Source organism: Streptomyces sp. NPDC002276, assembly GCF_053891435.1.
In genome coordinates, this window is the sequence record NZ_JBSFCQ010000015.1 from 123,129 (window position 1) to 139,088 (window position 15,960).

18 protein-coding genes are annotated in these 15,960 nt (G+C 69.1%); 9 read left to right on the plus strand and 9 right to left on the minus strand.

From position 1 onward, the window contains the following. The first annotated feature begins 145 nt into the window (after nt 1-145). Nucleotides 146-1,030, plus strand: coding sequence for a calcium-binding protein (locus ACWIHT_RS32820; RefSeq protein WP_456171926.1), 885 nt, complete (start codon nt 146-148; stop codon nt 1,028-1,030). 25 nt (nt 1,031-1,055) lie between these two features. Here the strand turns inward: ACWIHT_RS32820 and ACWIHT_RS32825 are convergent, their stop codons facing one another. Then, nucleotides 1,056-1,583 (minus strand): hypothetical protein, encoded by a 528-nt coding sequence (locus tag ACWIHT_RS32825; RefSeq protein WP_456171927.1) that lies wholly within the window; start codon nt 1,581-1,583, stop codon nt 1,056-1,058. A gap of 219 nt (nt 1,584-1,802) precedes the next feature. Between ACWIHT_RS32825 and ACWIHT_RS32830 the strand changes: the two genes are divergently transcribed. Continuing rightward, nucleotides 1,803-3,752: a YncE family protein gene (locus ACWIHT_RS32830; protein WP_456171928.1), complete on the plus strand. Its 1,950-nt coding sequence runs from the start codon at nt 1,803-1,805 to the stop codon at nt 3,750-3,752. An 18-nt stretch (nt 3,753-3,770) separates the two neighbouring features. Here the strand turns inward: ACWIHT_RS32830 and ACWIHT_RS32835 are convergent, their stop codons facing one another. Both ACWIHT_RS32835 and ACWIHT_RS32840 read right to left on the minus strand, forming a co-directional pair. Next, nucleotides 3,771-4,955, minus strand: a complete 1,185-nt coding sequence (locus ACWIHT_RS32835; RefSeq protein ID WP_456171929.1) for a histidine kinase — start codon at nt 4,953-4,955, stop codon at nt 3,771-3,773. 112 nt (nt 4,956-5,067) lie between these two features. Beyond that, nucleotides 5,068-5,745 (minus strand): TetR family transcriptional regulator, encoded by a 678-nt coding sequence (locus ACWIHT_RS32840; protein ID WP_456171930.1) that lies wholly within the window; start codon nt 5,743-5,745, stop codon nt 5,068-5,070. A gap of 139 nt (nt 5,746-5,884) precedes the next feature. On the opposite strand from ACWIHT_RS32840, the gene ACWIHT_RS32845 reads away from it, so the two are divergent. Together ACWIHT_RS32845 and ACWIHT_RS32850 are read left to right on the plus strand one after the other, a co-directional pair. Then, nucleotides 5,885-7,453: an FAD-dependent monooxygenase gene (locus ACWIHT_RS32845; RefSeq protein WP_456171931.1), complete on the plus strand. Its 1,569-nt coding sequence runs from the start codon at nt 5,885-5,887 to the stop codon at nt 7,451-7,453. A gap of 10 nt (nt 7,454-7,463) precedes the next feature. Continuing rightward, nucleotides 7,464-7,838, plus strand: coding sequence for a DUF6479 family protein (locus ACWIHT_RS32850; RefSeq protein WP_456171932.1), 375 nt, complete (start codon nt 7,464-7,466; stop codon nt 7,836-7,838). A gap of 72 nt (nt 7,839-7,910) precedes the next feature. On the opposite strand, the gene ACWIHT_RS32855 is transcribed toward ACWIHT_RS32850, so the two are convergent. The 5 genes from ACWIHT_RS32855 to ACWIHT_RS32875 all read right to left on the minus strand — a co-directional run bounded on the left by ACWIHT_RS32855 (nt 7,911) and on the right by ACWIHT_RS32875 (nt 12,140). Beyond that, nucleotides 7,911-8,438 (minus strand): DUF7144 family membrane protein, encoded by a 528-nt coding sequence (locus ACWIHT_RS32855; protein WP_456171933.1) that lies wholly within the window; start codon nt 8,436-8,438, stop codon nt 7,911-7,913. Nucleotides 8,439-8,518: 80 nt separating this feature from the next. Continuing rightward, entirely contained in the window at nt 8,519-9,793 is a 1,275-nt protein-coding gene (locus ACWIHT_RS32860; protein WP_456171934.1) for a hypothetical protein, read from the minus strand. Nucleotides 9,794-9,951: 158 nt separating this feature from the next. Next, nucleotides 9,952-10,647, minus strand: a complete 696-nt coding sequence (locus ACWIHT_RS32865; protein WP_456171935.1) for a DUF6445 family protein — start codon at nt 10,645-10,647, stop codon at nt 9,952-9,954. 78 nt (nt 10,648-10,725) lie between these two features. After that, nucleotides 10,726-11,640 carry a hypothetical protein gene (locus ACWIHT_RS32870; RefSeq protein WP_456171936.1) on the minus strand — a complete coding sequence of 305 codons (915 nt, stop codon included), beginning with the start codon at nt 11,638-11,640 and terminating at the stop codon, nt 10,726-10,728. A gap of 80 nt (nt 11,641-11,720) precedes the next feature. Beyond that, nucleotides 11,721-12,140 (minus strand): ATP-binding protein, encoded by a 420-nt coding sequence (locus ACWIHT_RS32875; protein ID WP_456171937.1) that lies wholly within the window; start codon nt 12,138-12,140, stop codon nt 11,721-11,723. A 235-nt stretch (nt 12,141-12,375) separates the two neighbouring features. Here ACWIHT_RS32875 and ACWIHT_RS32880 point away from each other — a divergent pair, with 235 nt between their 5' ends. From ACWIHT_RS32880 to ACWIHT_RS32890, 3 genes are read left to right on the plus strand one after another with little or no spacing between them, the layout of a single operon-like run. Further along, on the plus strand, nt 12,376-13,227 hold the full coding sequence (locus ACWIHT_RS32880; RefSeq protein WP_456171938.1) for a helix-turn-helix domain-containing protein: 852 nt from the start codon (nt 12,376-12,378) through the stop codon (nt 13,225-13,227). 8 nt (nt 13,228-13,235) lie between these two features. Further along, nucleotides 13,236-13,493, plus strand: a complete 258-nt coding sequence (locus tag ACWIHT_RS32885) for a DUF397 domain-containing protein (RefSeq protein WP_456171939.1) — start codon at nt 13,236-13,238, stop codon at nt 13,491-13,493. A 22-nt stretch (nt 13,494-13,515) separates the two neighbouring features. Beyond that, nucleotides 13,516-13,737: a DUF397 domain-containing protein gene (locus ACWIHT_RS32890; RefSeq protein ID WP_456171940.1), complete on the plus strand. Its 222-nt coding sequence runs from the start codon at nt 13,516-13,518 to the stop codon at nt 13,735-13,737. On the opposite strand, the gene ACWIHT_RS32895 is transcribed toward ACWIHT_RS32890, so the two are convergent. Beyond that, nucleotides 13,721-14,251, minus strand: coding sequence for a DUF1062 domain-containing protein (locus tag ACWIHT_RS32895; protein WP_456171941.1), 531 nt, complete (start codon nt 14,249-14,251; stop codon nt 13,721-13,723). The two genes, ACWIHT_RS32890 and ACWIHT_RS32895, sit on opposite strands and share 17 nt — an antisense overlap. Before the next feature lie 287 nt (nt 14,252-14,538). Here ACWIHT_RS32895 and ACWIHT_RS32900 point away from each other — a divergent pair, with 287 nt between their 5' ends. Continuing rightward, on the plus strand, nt 14,539-15,012 hold the full coding sequence (locus ACWIHT_RS32900; protein ID WP_456171942.1) for a carboxymuconolactone decarboxylase family protein: 474 nt from the start codon (nt 14,539-14,541) through the stop codon (nt 15,010-15,012). 199 nt (nt 15,013-15,211) lie between these two features. Next, the gene (locus ACWIHT_RS32905; RefSeq protein ID WP_456172073.1) at nt 15,212-15,940 is read left to right on the plus strand and encodes a DUF4142 domain-containing protein; all 729 of its coding nucleotides are present in this window, start codon (nt 15,212-15,214) and stop codon (nt 15,938-15,940) included. The last annotated feature ends 20 nt before the right edge of the window (nt 15,941-15,960 follow it).

Consider the following 15,960-nt stretch of genomic DNA (forward strand, 5'->3'; position numbering starts at 1 on the left):
GAATGGCGGCTGACACTTCCCGCCGGGACGGCACCCGGACGCGAGGAAGCACAACCAAGCCTCCAGGGCGGGCGTCAGACGCTGTGGCGGAACCCGAACTCCTCGGATTCCGCCAACTCCCCATACGTTTCACGGAGGTTGTGCGATGCCCTCTCGTTCTCTCGGTCGCCTCGTCACCCTGGCCCTCGGCGCCGGTCTGGCCGCCCCGCTGCTGCTCGCCGGGACCGCGGGAGCGGCCACCGCTCCGGCCACCGCCGCGCTCGGCAACGGCGGCAACGAGGTCCTGTACACGGCCGCCGCCGGCCAGGCCAACAAGGCGGTCGTCACCGCGACGCACACGACCGGCACCGACAAGATCACGTACGTCATCGACGACGTCGTCACCATCAAGCCCGGCACCGGCTGCGCCTACCCGACCGCCTCGGACCACACCAAGGTCTCCTGCACGGTCACCACGTTCGACAGCCAGGACCCTTACCCCACCGTGCAGTTGACGCTCGGCGACGGCAACGACACCCTCACGTACCACAACAAGACGGCCCAGACGTACTACCTCGCCTCGACCGACCTGGGCGCCGGCAACGACAAGTACACCGAGGACGGCGGCGTCGACGGCAACTACGTCTCGGGCGGCACCGGCAACGACACCCTCACCCTCGGCAAGTACTCCGTGGGCTGGGGCGAGAACGGCAACGACACCATCCACGGCGGCGTCGACACCATCGCCCAGGGCGGCAACGGCAACGACACGATCACCACCGTGGGCGCAGCGGCCGACGGCGGCGCGGGCAACGACACGATCACCGGCGGCGCGGGCGGCCAGAGCCTGACCGGAGGCACCGGCAACGACCGGATCAGCGGCGGCGCCGGGAACGACTACCTCTACGGCGGCGCGGGCAACGACGTCCTCTACGGCAACGCCGGCGCGGACACCCTCTACGGCAACTCCGGCAACGACACGCTGTGGGGCGGCACCGGCACGGACGTCCTGTCGGGCGGACCGGGCCACAACTCCGTCCACCAGAACTGACGTACGCCGGCGGCGGAGGCCCGGCTCAGGGCGTGGTGTAGTTGACCACGGCCCTGGCCGGGAAGCGGAACGCGTCGTCGTACACCGTGGACTGTTCGACGGTGACGTCGACGCTCGTGCCGTCGGCAGCCGTGGAGTGGTACACCCAGGCGGGGGCGCGCAGCGGCGAACCGCACAGCCCGGCCGGCAGCGCGATCTCGGGGTCGGCGTCCGCGTGCGTCCCGTACTTCTTGTCGAACAGGGCCTTCCCCTTCGGGAGGATGCCCGCGCGGTACAGGTAGTCCTTTGTCAGCCCGCTCGTGAACGTGACCTCAGCGCTGCCGTTCTGTGTGTAGTAGTGGACGTCGGACGCGCCGGTGGGGATCGTCGCGCCCCCAGCGGTGATCACCCTTGGCAGCTTCAGGTCGCTCCCGTCACAGGCCCGCGGATCCCCGAACGGATGGAACAACTCGTCCCGGTACAGCCAGGCACCGCCGCCACCGACCGCCACGAGCACAAGCGCACCGACCCCCAGCCACACCCACACCCGCCGCCGTCCGGCCGTATCACTCATCAACGCCCCCTCGTCATGGTGACCGCGAGCCTCCCAAGCACCCCGCGTACACGGCAACCCGATAACCCCTTTCCCACCTGTCACAGGCATGCCATACGCTGCGCATAGCAGCCGCGCCCCGCGCGTCACCGCGACTCTCATCCGCGGTCACGTCCGGGTGTTGCGCGGCGCTCTCAACTCCCGGTCTCCTGACCGGTTTTCGATGTGGGGGAACAACACGTGCGGAAGCGCAGCATCTCCACCGCGACAGCGCTCGCGGTTCTTTTCGGCTCGGCGGCGCTCAGCGTCGTAGCGACGGGTACGGCCTCGGCGGCCACCGCCAACGTCGCCTCGCCCGGGGGCCTCGTCGTGGACGGCGCTCTCAACCGGGTGTTCGTGGGGGACCGTTCGGCGGGGCTGGTCGTGGCCGCCGACTACAACGGGGCCACCGTCGCGTCGACGAGCGGCATCAGCGGGGTCTCCGATCTGGCACTGTCCGCCGACGGCGCGACGCTGTACGCGGCGGCGCAGGGCAGTCACGAGATCGTGGCGCTCGACGCGGCGACGCTCGACGTCAAGGCACGTTACGCCGTCGCGACCGACAGGGGTCCGGGGCACGTCGCCTTCGCCGGCGGCAAGGTCTGGTTCAGCTACGGCGATCAGTGGGACGGCAACCTCGGGTCGGTCGACCCGGCGGTGGACCCGGCGAGCGGAACCGACCCGGTGACGCTCGCGCAGTTCCCGAAGGATCAGTGGCCCGGGCTCTGGAACCCGGCGCTGCTCGACGCCGACCCGGCCGCGCCCGGTCTGCTGGCCGCCGCGGACACCGGCAGTTCCTCGGACTCGCAGGCCGTCTTCGACGTGACCGGCGCCCAACCGACGCTGCTCGCCTGGCACTTCATGGACTACACGCTGAACAGCGGCATCGGGGACATCGACCTGGTCCCCGGCACCGCGCAGGTCCTGCTCAACGGCACCCAGCGGGACACGTACGCGAACGGCGACTTCACGGCGGCCGGCGCCTACCCCACGGGCCAGCGGGCCGACATCGCCGCCGACGGACTCGTCGCGCAGGTCAACGGCGCCAGCATCTCGGTCTACCGGCCCGACACCACCCTGCCGGTGCGCACCTACTCGACCGGCACGTCCCAGACCGCCGCCGTCGCGTGGGCCCCGGACTCCTCACGGATCTTCGCCCTGGTGGGGACGGAGGGCTCGTACAGCCTCAAGGCCCTCACCGACACGACGACGAACAACCCGTCCCTGACGGTGAACGCCCCGTCGAGCGCCACCCGGGCCAAGCAGCTGACGGTGACGGGCAAGCTGACCGCGACCGTCCCGCTGCCGAGCGGAGTCCAACTCCAGGTCACCCGCACCGACATGGAGAGCCCGAACGGCAAGGCGCTGCCCGCCGTCACCGTGAAGGCGGACGGCACCTACTCCTTCACCGACGCCCCGCCGGCCGGCGGCACCGTCACGTACAAGGTCTCGTACGCGGGCGACGGAACGCACTCACCGGTCAGCGCCTCCGACAAGGTCTCCGTGTCCCGCGCGGCCACGACCCTGAGCGTCAACAACAACGGCAAGCTGTACGCGTACGGCGCCGACGTGAAGTTCACCGCGCACCTCGGCAAGACCTACAAGAACCGCACGGTCGCGATCTACGCGGACCCCTTCGGCGCCGACAAGCCGAAGAAGCTGATCAAGACCGGCAAGGTCAACTCCAGCGGCAACCTCACCGTGACCGTGGACATGACCCGCGACACCGCCGTCTCCGCGGTCTTCGCCGGTGACGCCCGCTACGCGTCCAAGACGGTGAAGGTCAACGCCTACGCCAAGGTCAAGATCTCCACCGCCATCACCAAGCACTACAAGACGGCGAAGATCGGCTCGACGTCGTACTACTGGTTCCACAAGAACACGGCGCCGATCGTCACCACGACGATGACCTACTACACGAACCGCCAGGAGCGGCTCGACCTTCAGGTCTACTACGAGGGCCACTGGTACGACTCCGACTCCGAGTACTTCGGCCTCGGCACGAACGGCAAGGTCTCGGTGAACCTCGGCGCCCCCGGCCAGTCCGGCATCAAGGCCCGCATCCGGGCCGCGTACATCAACGGCTCGTCCGGTGACAGCGTCAACTCGACGACGTACAGCGGCTGGAAGTACCTCTACTTCTCCAACTGACCGTTCTCCGACGCCTGTTCACCAGGTGTAGGGCAGCTCCGCCGCGACGACCGTGGGTCCTCCGGCGGGGCTGCTCACATATGCGGTCCCGTCGAGAGCGGCGATACGGCGGCGCAGCCCGAGCAGTCCGGTGCCGCCGGCCTCCTCGGCACCGCCCTTCCCCTCGTCCCGCACGCACACCGTCAGCCCGTGCGGCACCCGGGCGAGCCGCACCTCCGCACGGTCCGAGCCGCTGTGCTTCACCGCGTTGGTCAGCGCCTCCGCGACCAGGAAGTACGCGGCGGCCTCGACCGCCGCCGGGGCCCGCGGACCGGTCGCCAACTCCTGGACATCCAGGGCGACTTGAAGCCCACTGCCGGCGGCCAGCGCCTGTACGGCACCGGCGAGCCCGCGGTCGGTGAGGATCGGCGGGTGGATACCGCGCACGACGTGCCGCAACTCCGTCAGCGCCTCCTCCGCCTGGTCCTGCGCCTGCGCGAGCAGCCGCCGGGCGGCCTCCGGATCACCGCCGCCCTCCCGGTCGTAGGCCCGCTTCGCCAGTCCGATCCGCATCGACAGCGCCACCAGCCGGGCCTGCGTCCCGTCGTGCAAGTCCCTTTCTATCCGCCGCAGTTCGGCCTCGTGCGCGGCGATCACTCCGGCCCGGGTCTGGGCCAGCTCCTCGACCCGCTCGGTGAGCAGCGCCTTCGGCGACGGCTTCAGCAGGGCCGTCGACCAGCGCGCGTCGAGATCCGCGAGCCGCCCGAGCAACGGCAGGACCAGCGCCCGGCGCCGCAACAGCCCGCACCACACGCCGTCGACGGGCAGTCCCACGATCCACAGCGGGACGGCGAGCAGTCCGAGCAGCCCGTACGCGTACTGGGCGAACATCCACCGCAGGTCCCGGAACGTACCGGGATCGCGCACCGCCACGACGAACCGCTCCCGCAACGGCCGCCCGTCCAGCGGCAGGTAGGCCTCGGGGATGCCAGGCCCGCCGCGTCCGTCGCGCCCGCTCCACTCGGCGACCTGGCGCCGCTTGGCGCCCGCGATCCGGCGCACCAGCAGCACCGCCTCCGGGAGCATCCAGGCGCCGACGACGAACAGCGTCCCCATGGTCGCGATCAGCAACGCGGTGACGAAGAGATACGTCCCGAGGGTCATGGCCACACTTCTGGCCAGTTGAACCGTCGATCGCATCGCCTGCCGCACTGTCATACCCATGTCCACCAGGCTGGCACCGGGGCGCGGCCGGCGCGGGAGAGCAGGGTGCCGGATGCATGGTGTAGCCAACTACACCGTGGAGCGCGCCCACGGTCCCGGCCGCTCAGACCGCTCAGGCCGGGAACACCGTGTCCAGGCCGGTCATGAGCTGGCCGTACGCGCGCTCCGCCTCGGCGACGGCGTCGTCGTAGGCCTCGTCGGCGGTGCGGCCCGCGGCCATGGTCCACCAGTTCGCCATGCCGAGTTCCTGCTGGACGACGATCAGGTGGGTGGCGGCGAGGCGCCTGGTGAGCGGGGTGGCGTCGGCGACACCGGTGTCGGGGTCAGTGTCGGGGTCGGGGTCGGGGAGGGCCAGGGCTTCGGCGAGGGCGTCGATCTCCTGGCTGCGGTAGCGCTGGACCAGGCCGGTCTGGAGGCTCGGGGTGCCGTAGAGCAGGTCCATGAAGCTGAGCACGTCGGGGTGGTCGTTCAGGCCGGTGATCGGGTCGCGGGCGGCGAGGCGGTCGAGGAAGTGGGCGCGCAGGGCGGCCGCGGGGGTCAGGGCGGGCGGGCGTTCGCGTACGACGCGGGCCGCTTCGCCGAGGTGGTCGGCGAAGCGGTGCAGGACCAGGTCCTCCTTCGCCGGGAAGTACCGGAACAGGGTGGCCTTGGAGACCTCGGCCGCCGCCGCGACCTCGACGACCGACACCTCGTCGAACCCCTTCTCGCGGAAGAGACGGAGGGCTTCCTGCGCGATGAGGTTCCGGGTGCGTTCCTTCTTGCGCTCACGGAGGCCGGGGAGTTCGTCCATGCGCGCCACACTACCGGACGATGAGACCGAGAGTCAAATGAGACCGGAGATTGAGTGAAGTCGAGAATCTTCTGAGACCTGGTTGCATTTTCTGCTGGTTCGGTGTTCCCTTGACGCAACGACGACGAGAGGGATCGCGATGACCGACGACGTTCTGATCGTGGGCGCCGGGCCGACCGGCCTCACGCTCGCCATCGAGCTGGCCCGGCGCGGTGCGGGGGTGCGGATCGTGGACGCGGCGGCGGCCCCGCACCGGGAGTCCCGGGGCAAGGGCCTACAGGCACGCACCCTGGAGGTACTGGAGGACGTGGGCGGTACCGAGCGCGTGCTCGCCACCGGGACGACGCGGCTGCCGTTCCGCAAGTACTTCGACGGCAAGCATGTGAACGACACCGACCCGTTCGCGGACGCGCGCCCCACGCCCGACGCGCCGTACGAGCGGGGGGTGCTCATAGGGCAGTGGCAGGTGGAGGAGATCCTGCGCGACCGGCTCGCGGAGTTCGGGGTCGGCGTCCAACTCGGCACGGAGGTGGCCGAGTTCGAGCAGGACGCGGACGGTGTCACGGCCGTCCTCGCCGACGGGGAGCGCATCCGTGCCGGCTACCTGGTGGGCTGTGACGGTGGGCGCAGCCGGGTGCGCAAGGTACTGGGGGTGCGCTTCGACGGTACGACCGAGGAGACGCAGTCGATGGTCGTCGGGGACGTACGGGCCGAGGGGATCGGCCGGGACGTGTGGCACCAGTGGTTCACGTCGGACGGCGGCGGGCTGGCGCTGTGCCCCATGCCCGGTACGGACTCCTTCCAGCTCCAGGCGAGCCCCGAACTCGACGCGGACGGCGAGCCGTTGCCGCCCTCGCTGGAGAGCTTCCAGCGGATCTTCGACCGGTGCGCACGCGTGCCCGGCGTGACGCTGACGAACCCCACCTGGCTGTCCATCTGGCGGGTCAATGTCCGCATGGTCGACCGGATGCGGGTCGGCCGGGTCCTGCTCGCCGGGGACGCGGCCCATGTCCATCCGATCGCGGGCGGGCTCGGTATGAACACCGGTATCCAGGACGCCTACAACCTGGGCTGGAAGCTGGCCCTCGTGGCGAGCGGGCAGGCCGGTCCCGGGCTCCTGGACACGTACGAGGAGGAGCGTCTTCCGGTGGCCGCGTGGACGCTGGGGGTCTCCACCGACCTGTACGCCCGGGTGCTCGAAGCGGTCAAGGAACCCGGCACGGGTATCGAGGTCGCCGCTCCGCCGCCCATGGGCACGGGCTACCCGTGGAGTTCCCTCGCGGGTCCGGCCGACGCTCGCACTCCGGGCGACGCCGCCGTCCTGCGTCCGGGCGACCGCGCGCCCGACGCACCCTGCCTGGACGCGACGGGGCATCCGGTCCGGCTCTTCCAGGTGTACGCGGACCCGCGGTTCACGCTGCTCGGTTTCGGTGCCGAAGTCGCGGACGCGGTGGGCAAGTTGGCGGTCGAGCACGAGGGTCTGCTACAGGCGTTCACGGTGGACGGCGGAGCCTCCGACTCGGCGACCGACGTTCGCGACGTTCGCGACGTTCGCGACCACGAGGGGCATGCGCGGCGGGCGTACGGCGTGACGGATCCGGCGCTGGTGCTGGTCCGCCCCGACAACCACATAGCGCTACTCACGAGGGACCCCGCCGAGGTCACCGCTTATCTCACGCGGATCGCCACATTCACTCCCAAAGAGTGATACTCGGAGTATGAGCACGGCAGCGTACGAACTGCTGGCTGCGTCTTCGCACAACACCCTCGACGTGACCGCAGCCTTTCTCGGTGGCCTGCTGATCGCAGGCGCGCTGGTCTGGGCCATACATTTCGGTATGAAGGTCCGGGACCAGGAACTTCCGCGGCCGCTCCCCGAGGAGCAGCCCCACCTACCCGTCGGCGGCGCCGTCCACGAGATGCGCGAGATGCGGGAACCCGACGAGATGCCCGTCGCCTCGGAGGAGAAGGAACGGCTGATGCCGTACCAGCTCCATCACTCCGGAAGCAGAACGGGAAAGGACCAGAACCGGCAGCGCTGGGTGCCGGGAAGGAGCGGTTCCTTCGGCGGGGGCGGCATCGGACACGTCTGACCCGTCCGACACGTCTGACCCGCCCACTCGCCGGTCCAGCTGTTAGTCGCTGTTCGTCGCCGTTCGTCGTCCTTACTGGCGCGCCCCGGAAGCCTTCGGGTCGTAGACGGCCAGTGCCCAGATGACGAAGACATCGACCGCGATCATGATGACCGACCAGATCGGGGCGTACGGCAGGAACATGAACTGGAGGATCGCGCTGAGGCTCGCGAGGACGATGCCGCAGACGCGGGCCCAGCTCATGCCCCTGAGGATGCCCCAGCCGGTGACCGCGCCCACCGCGCCCAGACAGAGGAGGATCACGCCCCAGCCGGTGAGGTTGATGCTGTACACGTAGTCGCCGACGCGGGTGTAGACGTCGTCCTTGGCGAGCGCGGAGATGCCCTGGAGGATGGCGATCACGCCGTTCATCAGCATCAGGACACCGGCGAAGACGGCACCTCCGACCGCGAGCCCGCCGCCGGAGGGGGGTGGGCCGTAGCCGCGGGCGCCGGGGGCCTGACCGGTCTGCTGGCCGGCGTCGTTCCAGACCGGGGGCTTCTCCTCGCCGCCGGTGGACGTCGAGTGCGGCTGCTGGGTCGAGTGCGGCTGCTGCGTCATGGCGATGCCCCACCTCTCTGTGGTGTGGTGGTGTGTGGTGCTTCGACCATCCGGCCGAGGGACGCCCTCCACCAGGGGGGTTACGCCGTCCGGGTGAGCCCCGGCCTCGGCCCCGGATCGTCGTCCGCCGCCAGGAACTCCACCACCGCCAGCGCGAAGAGCAGCGCGAACGCCAGCCCCACCACCACCCACCCCGTCGGGTGCGACCAGAGCAGATAGGCCAGCAGGGCCGCGCCCACCAGGAGCCGGCCGATCCACGACCGGTACCGGCGGACGAACGGCCCCACCGGCCCCGTACGCAACCCCGCCCCGTCGGCCGTGGCCCGCACCGCCCCGATCCCGGACGTCCACAGCCGCCGTACGAGACCCGCCCGCCGACCGGGCCCCGTCAGCCAGGCTCCGAGCGCGACCACCACCCCCACCGCCACGACCATCCGGACCGTCGTGCTCAGGAACCGGGTCAGCGCGTCGTACACCGCCGCGGCGGCGGGCTGCGACACCCCGGCCGGGAGGGCGTCCAGATACAGGGCGCGGGCGATCCGCAGCGCGATGCCGAGGAGAGCGGTCGCGGCGGCCACGCCCAGCGCGCCGGTGACCAGCGCCCTGCGCCGCCGCCCCGCCAGCAGCACACCGGCCGCGACCAGGAGCAGGGCCACCAACGGCAGCCAGGTACCGGCGAGTTGGAGCAGCCGAAAGTACTTGCGGTAGGAGTCGAGGTCGTCGTTCCTGACGAGCGTGATCGAGGTGTGGAGCTCGGGGATCTTCGCGGCGACCGTCATCCCGTCGTCGACCAGCCGTTGCTTCACCTGATCCACGACCGGACCGACGTCGAGCGTCACCGCGCCACCGTCGAGCCGTACGGCACCGCCGCCGCTGCCGGTCAGGGCTTTGTCCACAGTGCTGTGGACACGCCGGTTCGCGTCCTTCCAGATCCTGGCGAAGGCGTCGGAGGCGGCGACGGCCCGCGCCTTGTCGTGGACGAAGGCGCGGACCGCGTCTTCCAGGGAACCGCCGAGCGCCCCCAACGCCTTTTCCAGCAGCGGGCGTTCGGCCGGGGCGGCGCCGGAGAGCAGCGTGGTGAGGTCGAGATGCCCCATGACCGCGGTCGTCACCCGGTCCGCGACGGCGTCCTGGATGTCCGGATGGGAGGCGAGCGGCGCCACCGTCCGCACATAACGCTCCGTATCGCCCACCGTGTCCGCCGTCCACGCGGCCACGACCCCGAGCGGAGCGAGCACACACCCGACGACAACGAGCAGAACGGCGACCAGCGAACGCACCCGGTGCCGAGGCCCCCGCGCCCGCTCCGCCTCCAGCACAGCAACCCGCGCCCGCAGTCGGTCGAGTTCCGTCACCCTGCCAGCGCATCCCCAACGCCCCGGTTCCGCGAGCAGTGCCACGCCGTTCGGGTGAACGGCTGCTGGGGGGTGGGTCTCAGAAAAAGTGTGACACCTCTGGTGGAGGTGTCACACTTTTTGGGAGAGGGTGCCGGGGGGAGAGGGGGTTGGTCGGGTCAGGCCATCCAGAAGAAGACGGCGGTCATCCGCTTCTCCTCCAGCGTGCTGCCGTGGTAACCGGTCGCGCTGTGCACGAGGTTGGCGTGGTAAAGCAGCAGACTGTTGTACCGGTGCGGCACGCGTACGTCCTCTTCAAAGGCGTCGGGCGCCACGAACCGCGTACCCAACGCCTCGACGAGGTTGTTGTGCGGAGCCTGCACGACGTTGCCGCCGAGCCGCCCACCCGGCAGATGCTGCCGGAAGAAACTGGTGCCGCAGTCCTTCGGCACGGAGGGATTGAGATACAGCACGGCGGCATACCGGCACAGCGACCGCGAGTCGGTGTGGGGCCGGGGTTCGCTCTCGCCCTCCCCCACGACCTGGATGCAGTTGTGGTTGAGCGTCCCGCCGCCGGGCGCCTTCTGCACCCACAACTCCTTGGCCCCGGTGGCCTGTTTGACCAGCCGCTCGACCCGCCCCAACTCGGAGGGCTCCAACCCCGGCATGGTGCGCAACCCCGGCCAGGTCTCCGAGGTGTACGGATACCCCTTCACCCAGTCGTCCTTGGCGAGACACCGCTCCCGTACAGCGTCGACATCCGGAAGGACGTCGTTCAGCACCCAGTAGTCACGGCCCTTGGTGGGCTTGCGATACGGCAGCACGGGGAGGGGCGCCTGACGGGCCCGCTGGGGGTGTGGGGGGAGTGGTGGCATGGGCCCGAACGTATAGCGGGGGTTCACCAACGCTGTGCCATCCACCGGTCAACATTCCGTCAACGGGAGGCCGTTGACCTACTCCTGGCCGTCCGCCTCTTCGTCGAACAGTTCCTCCGCACGCTCGACCGTCAAGGCTCGGTCGAACCAAAGGGTGAGTGTGTCGAGGTCGGTGCAGGACGTGATGCGGTCCTGTACGTCCCGGGAGACGAGGATTCCGCGCTTCTCCAGGAGACGCAGGATCAATGCGGCGCGATCTTCGGCCTGCCCCTTGGCTTCGCCCTCGGCCTGACCTTCGAGGTAGGCCCTCTCCATGAGGTGGCCACGGCCAGGGAAGTAGTTGACGAAACCCATGAGGCTCCTCCATTTGTCTCCGGCGGGGGTGTCCCCCAGAGTGACGTCGAGAAATTGGTAGATGTAGTCGGAGGCGTCGGAGTCCATGCCACCGAGGGCGTGGTCCAGTGCGTCCAGTATGGCGTCGCATTCGGGGTTGTTGGCGTGTGTCAGGGCGGAGAACGCGGCCATCGCGGGATTCTTCGCCGCGCTCCGCACGTCCTTGATCATCGGGAGGTTGTCCGGCCCGACGACGAGCGGACACGTGCGCTGGACCGTCCAGCCACGCGTACCGCAGTCGAACGGACCGGCCGCCCACTTGGCCGTGGCCCGGTCGCGGCAGACCACGAGCAGCAGCACGGGCAGCTTGTACTTCGACTGGAGATACGCGACGTAGTACGCCCAGCTCTGCTCCTTCCTGCCGTCCCGCCGTTCCTGCGCCTCGACGGCGAGCAGGAAGTCCTCGCCGTCCGACGGGCAGATCCGCAGTGCCGTATCGATGTGGCGAGCCATCGGCCGTGTCTCCGTCGCGTCGGTGGTGATCGCGTACACCGCCGCCTTCTCGGATAACTCGATGCCCAGCACCGTGAAAACGGGCGCGAGGATCTCAGGCCGCTCCTGGAAGATCCGGTGCATGCCCTCGTGAGCTGATGTGACCATGTGCGCAACCTAGATGGATCAAGGACCGAACTGTCCGGCCGATTCAGAGACGTTCACTCTTTCGAGGGGCGAAGGAACGTTCAGGCCGCACCACCCAGTTCGCACCAGACGTACTTGCCCCGGCGCCCGTCCCTGGACAGCGGCTGCCAACCCCACTGCTTCGCGCAGGCGGCGACAAGGGCGAGCCCGCGCCCGTCCTCCAGATCGGCGATCGCGGTCAACTCACGCGGGGGATGCGGTGGTTCGGGGTTCGCGTCCCAAGCCCCGATACGGAGGATGTCCGGAGCCCAGGACACACGCAGCGCGGCGGGACCGTCCGTATGCCGTACGGCGTTGCCCACCAGTTCCGTCGCCAGAAGCTCGGCGGTGTCGACCAGACCGATCAGCCCGTGCATCGTCAGGACAAGGCGGAGAGTACGGCGGCAGACCGTCACGGAGCGAGGGTCGTTGGGGATGTGGAGGGAGTACTCCCAGGCAGCGGGACCTTCGGTTTCGGGCATGCGTGAACTCCGTGCGTGAGGTGGGGAGTTGAGGTCCGGGGACGGTGGCAGAGCCGCAGCCGCCATGGCAGGACGGAGCGGTGCGCTTCCGGTGCCCCGGGGTTCCGCAGGGTGTGCGGCGCATCACTGACGGTAGAGGAGAAATTTCTCCTAGCGCAAGCTGTTCGCGTACGCTGACACCCGAACGAGGTCCCCAACAGGGGTTGCGACCACTGCCGTTGAAGGGACGATCGGGATGGCGCCGAGGAACCAGCCGACAGCTCGTCAGGTACGGCTCGGGGTCGAACTGCGCAAGTTGCGAGACCTGGCGGGCATGTCGGCCCGGGAGGCGGCGGGACTGCTCACGTCGACCTCGGCCCAGATGAGTCAGATCGAGGCAGGGCTCTCAGGCGTCAGTGAGGAGCGGGTGCGGCGGCTCGGGGCGCTCTACGCCTGTGCGGATGAGGAGTTGATCGACGCGCTCGTGGCCATGGCGACCGACCGTACGCGTGGCTGGTGGGAGGAGTACCGCGGAGTCCTGCCTCCCGGCTTCCTAGACCTGTCGGAACTGGAGCATCACGCGAAGTATCTGCGGGTGATCTCCACGGCACATGTGCCTGGTCTGTTGCAGACCGAGGAATACGCCCGGGCCGTCTTCTCGTACATGGTCCCTGAATTGCCGCAGAGCGAGCTGGAACCACGGGTCGAGCACCGTATGCGCAGGCGCGTGGCCGTCGAGGACGACAGCACGGTCGAGTACGAGGCTGTCATCCACGAATGGGTGCTGCGCACGAAGGTTGCCGACAGACACGCAGCGCGGGGCCAACTGGACGAGATCCTGCGGCAGTCGGAGCGCCCGCACATCACAGTCCGGGTGATTCCCTTTGATGTGGACGGCTTTGCCGGGGCCAACACTTCGATGGTGTACGCGGGAGGACCCGTGCCCCAACTGGACACAGCCAAGCGGGACGCGCCCCAGGGCGGCCCGTTCCTGCACGGCGAGTCCCAACTCATCCGGTACCGAACGCTTTTTCGTAAGGTGGAGGCGGCAGCGCTGGACCCGGTCAAGACACGGGACTACATCCACCGTATGACGAAGGAGCTGTGAACCGACCTATGGCCACCGAGATCATCTGGCAGAAGTCATCCTTCTCGGGCGGCGGCGACGGAGACGACTGCGTGGAAGTCGGCTGGCAGAAGTCGTCCTTCTCGGGAGGGGCCGAGGGCAACGAGTGCGTCGAACTCGCCGCAACCCCCACCACCATCCACCTCCGCGAATCCGACACCCCCACCACCACACTCACCACCACCCCCGCCCCCGTCTCCCACCTCCTCCAAGCGATACACACGGGCTCCCTCACCCCATGCCCCTGACGAAGGAGCTGCGAGGCACACCATGAATCACGCCCTGAACTGGCAGAAGTCATCCTTCTCCGGCGGCGGTGAAGGCAACGACTGCGTCGAACTCGCCGCAACCCCCACCACAATCCACCTCCGCGAGAGCGACACCCCCACCACCGTCCTCACCACCACCCCCACCCCCGTCTCTCACCTCCTCCAAGCGATACGCAACGCAGACACCCTCACCCCGCGCGGGCGCGTCAGCGCTTCAGGGTGAAGGTGAAGTTGTCGGAGAGCCTCGTGTTCAGGCGGGCCGTCGACACCAGCCTCCCCTCCGTGATCAGGGCCTCGACCTCGGCCCGTCGCAAAGCGCAGCCCTCCGCTATCAGCCGTACCGGTCGGACCGGGATCCGGGCCGCGAAGCGGACCGCTATGTCGATCACCTCGCGGTTCAGGGGCTCCGATCCGGCGCCGGTGTCGAGACGCCACGCGCCGGACCAGTCGAGGGCGATGCGGTTACGGCGCTGCACGACCGGGTCCTGGAGCAACTCCGACGCCAGAACAGCATCGTTGGCGTGCAGTCGGGCCAGCAGTTCGGGGCGTATGGACCGTACGTTCGCCCGTTCCATCACCGTCAGTTTCGCCGTGTCACCGCATCCCGTGCAGAGCACCAGAAGCCAGACATCCAGCAGCTTGTGGTGGGCGTTGACGCGGAACTTGCCGCTCGCCCGGAAGTGTCCGCCCCCGCACGCATGACAGCGACGGCGGACGAGCGGCAGGCAGGTGGGCATGACCACCCAGTTTTCGAGCACAGAAGTACACCGTTTCCAGTGAGAAGTCCGCAGCAAAAAGGAGCGCGGCGCAACAGCGCGACGCGCGACGATTCAGCACTCGGGAGGTCTCACACGGTGTACAACGGCACGTCCTTGCCCAGACGACTCGGTCCCGCAGCACGGTAGGGGCGGACAGCGGCGCCGCTCCACCGCTTTTCTTCGCGCGTTGTCACATTCCCGCCGCCCGTTTCGTCAGTCCTGTACAAGCAACGGCAGCGATACAACGAAACGCAGAGGAGCCCACCATGGGTGCCCGACTCAACGCCTTCACCAGCCCGATCGCCGGCAAGGCCCTGAAGCACTTCATCGCGGCGGGCAAGGTCATTGAGGACTCGCCGCTGCCCGCCGCCACGCAGGAGCTGGTGAAGATCCGGGCGAGTCAGATCAACGGGTGCGGGTTCTGCACCGACATGCACACCAAGGACGCCGCGGCCGCCGGCGAGACCTCGGTACGGCTGAACCTCGTCGCGGCGTGGCGCGAGGCCACCGTGTTCACCGACGCGGAGCGCGCCGCGCTGGAGCTCTCGGAGGAGGGCACCCGGATCGCGGACACGGCCGGCGGGGTGAGCGACGAGGTGTGGGCGAACGCCGCGAAGCACTACGACGACGAGCAGCTCATGGCCCTCGTCTCCCTGATCGCCCTCATCAACAGCTTCAACCGCATGAACGTCATGCTCACGATGCCGGCCGGCGACTACCAGCCCGGTCAGTTCAACTAGCCCCAACCCACCCGAAATCGGGGCGCCGAACCGGAGGCATCACCCGCCACTTGTGACGCGCCCCACTCGGGCTTTACCAAAACCAAAGACTTCGAACGCTTCCCCGATCCGTACTCCCCACTGTCCGTACCGCCGACGGGCGGTCCACGACACAGGAGGTACGGTGCGCTTTTCGCGGAACGCGACGGGAACCATGGTGGTGGGCGGTGCCCTCAGCCTGACTCTCGTCGCCCTTGCCTATCCGGCAATGCTGGGCGTGACCACGGTCTCCAGCTCGCCCTCACGTGTGATCGCCAACACGCAGTGGGGGCCGCTGACCGAGGCCGACCGCGACTTCGTGGTCAAGGTGCGCGCGGCAGGGCTGTGGGAGTACCCCGTCGGCCAGATGGGACTGAAGAAGGGGGCGAGCCCGGCGGTCATCACGGCGAGCAAGCACCTCATCGACGGGCACGCAGCGCTGGACTCCAGCGTCCGCAAGATCGCCCCTATGCTCAACATCACGATCCCGAACCTGCCCAGCCCGCAGCAGCAGGGGTTCATCAACACCCTGACCGCGGACAGCGGCAAGCAGTTCGACACGGACTTCGCCAACATCCTGCGGGTCACGCACGGTTCGATCTTCGCCACCATCGCGAAGATCCGCGGGACGACCGAGAACACCCTGGTGCGGATCCTGGCCAACCAGGCCAACGCGACGGTCCTGGACCACATCACGGTCATGGAGGACACCGGCCTGGTCAACTTCAGCCAGGTCCTCTTCCAGGAGACGACCCCGCCGAAGCTGCCGGCCGTGGACCTGACCCCGCCGCCCCCGGCCGCGGGCGCGCCGGAGGTCGTCCTCACCCCGCCCGTGAACAGCACCACCCAGCCGCCGCTCCTGCCGGGCGAAGCCTCACCCAGCACCAGCCAGACCCCGACCGTGGGGTGAGTGCACCACAGCCACAGAGC

Bases quoted from the DNA above. Each gene is read 5' to 3' on its own strand.
- ACWIHT_RS32825 (WP_456171927.1), bottom strand. From the start codon at position 1,583: ATGAGTGATACGGCCGGACGGCGGCGGGTGTGGGTGTGGCTGGGGGTC.
- ACWIHT_RS32900 (WP_456171942.1), top strand. From the start codon at position 14,539: ATGGGTGCCCGACTCAACGCCTTCACCAGCCCGATCGCCGGCAAGGCC.
- ACWIHT_RS32820 (WP_456171926.1), top strand. From the start codon at position 146: ATGCCCTCTCGTTCTCTCGGTCGCCTCGTCACCCTGGCCCTCGGCGCC.
- ACWIHT_RS32865 (WP_456171935.1), bottom strand. From the start codon at position 10,647: ATGCCACCACTCCCCCCACACCCCCAGCGGGCCCGTCAGGCGCCCCTC.
- ACWIHT_RS32855 (WP_456171933.1), bottom strand. From the start codon at position 8,438: ATGACGCAGCAGCCGCACTCGACCCAGCAGCCGCACTCGACGTCCACC.
- ACWIHT_RS32835 (WP_456171929.1), bottom strand. From the start codon at position 4,955: ATGGGTATGACAGTGCGGCAGGCGATGCGATCGACGGTTCAACTGGCC.
- ACWIHT_RS32890 (WP_456171940.1), top strand. From the start codon at position 13,516: ATGAATCACGCCCTGAACTGGCAGAAGTCATCCTTCTCCGGCGGCGGT.
- ACWIHT_RS32880 (WP_456171938.1), top strand. From the start codon at position 12,376: ATGGCGCCGAGGAACCAGCCGACAGCTCGTCAGGTACGGCTCGGGGTC.
- ACWIHT_RS32870 (WP_456171936.1), bottom strand. From the start codon at position 11,640: ATGGTCACATCAGCTCACGAGGGCATGCACCGGATCTTCCAGGAGCGG.
- ACWIHT_RS32895 (WP_456171941.1), bottom strand. From the start codon at position 14,251: ATGCCCACCTGCCTGCCGCTCGTCCGCCGTCGCTGTCATGCGTGCGGG.
- ACWIHT_RS32845 (WP_456171931.1), top strand. From the start codon at position 5,885: ATGACCGACGACGTTCTGATCGTGGGCGCCGGGCCGACCGGCCTCACG.
- ACWIHT_RS32875 (WP_456171937.1), bottom strand. From the start codon at position 12,140: ATGCCCGAAACCGAAGGTCCCGCTGCCTGGGAGTACTCCCTCCACATC.
- ACWIHT_RS32885 (WP_456171939.1), top strand. From the start codon at position 13,236: ATGGCCACCGAGATCATCTGGCAGAAGTCATCCTTCTCGGGCGGCGGC.
- ACWIHT_RS32850 (WP_456171932.1), top strand. From the start codon at position 7,464: ATGAGCACGGCAGCGTACGAACTGCTGGCTGCGTCTTCGCACAACACC.
- ACWIHT_RS32840 (WP_456171930.1), bottom strand. From the start codon at position 5,745: ATGGACGAACTCCCCGGCCTCCGTGAGCGCAAGAAGGAACGCACCCGG.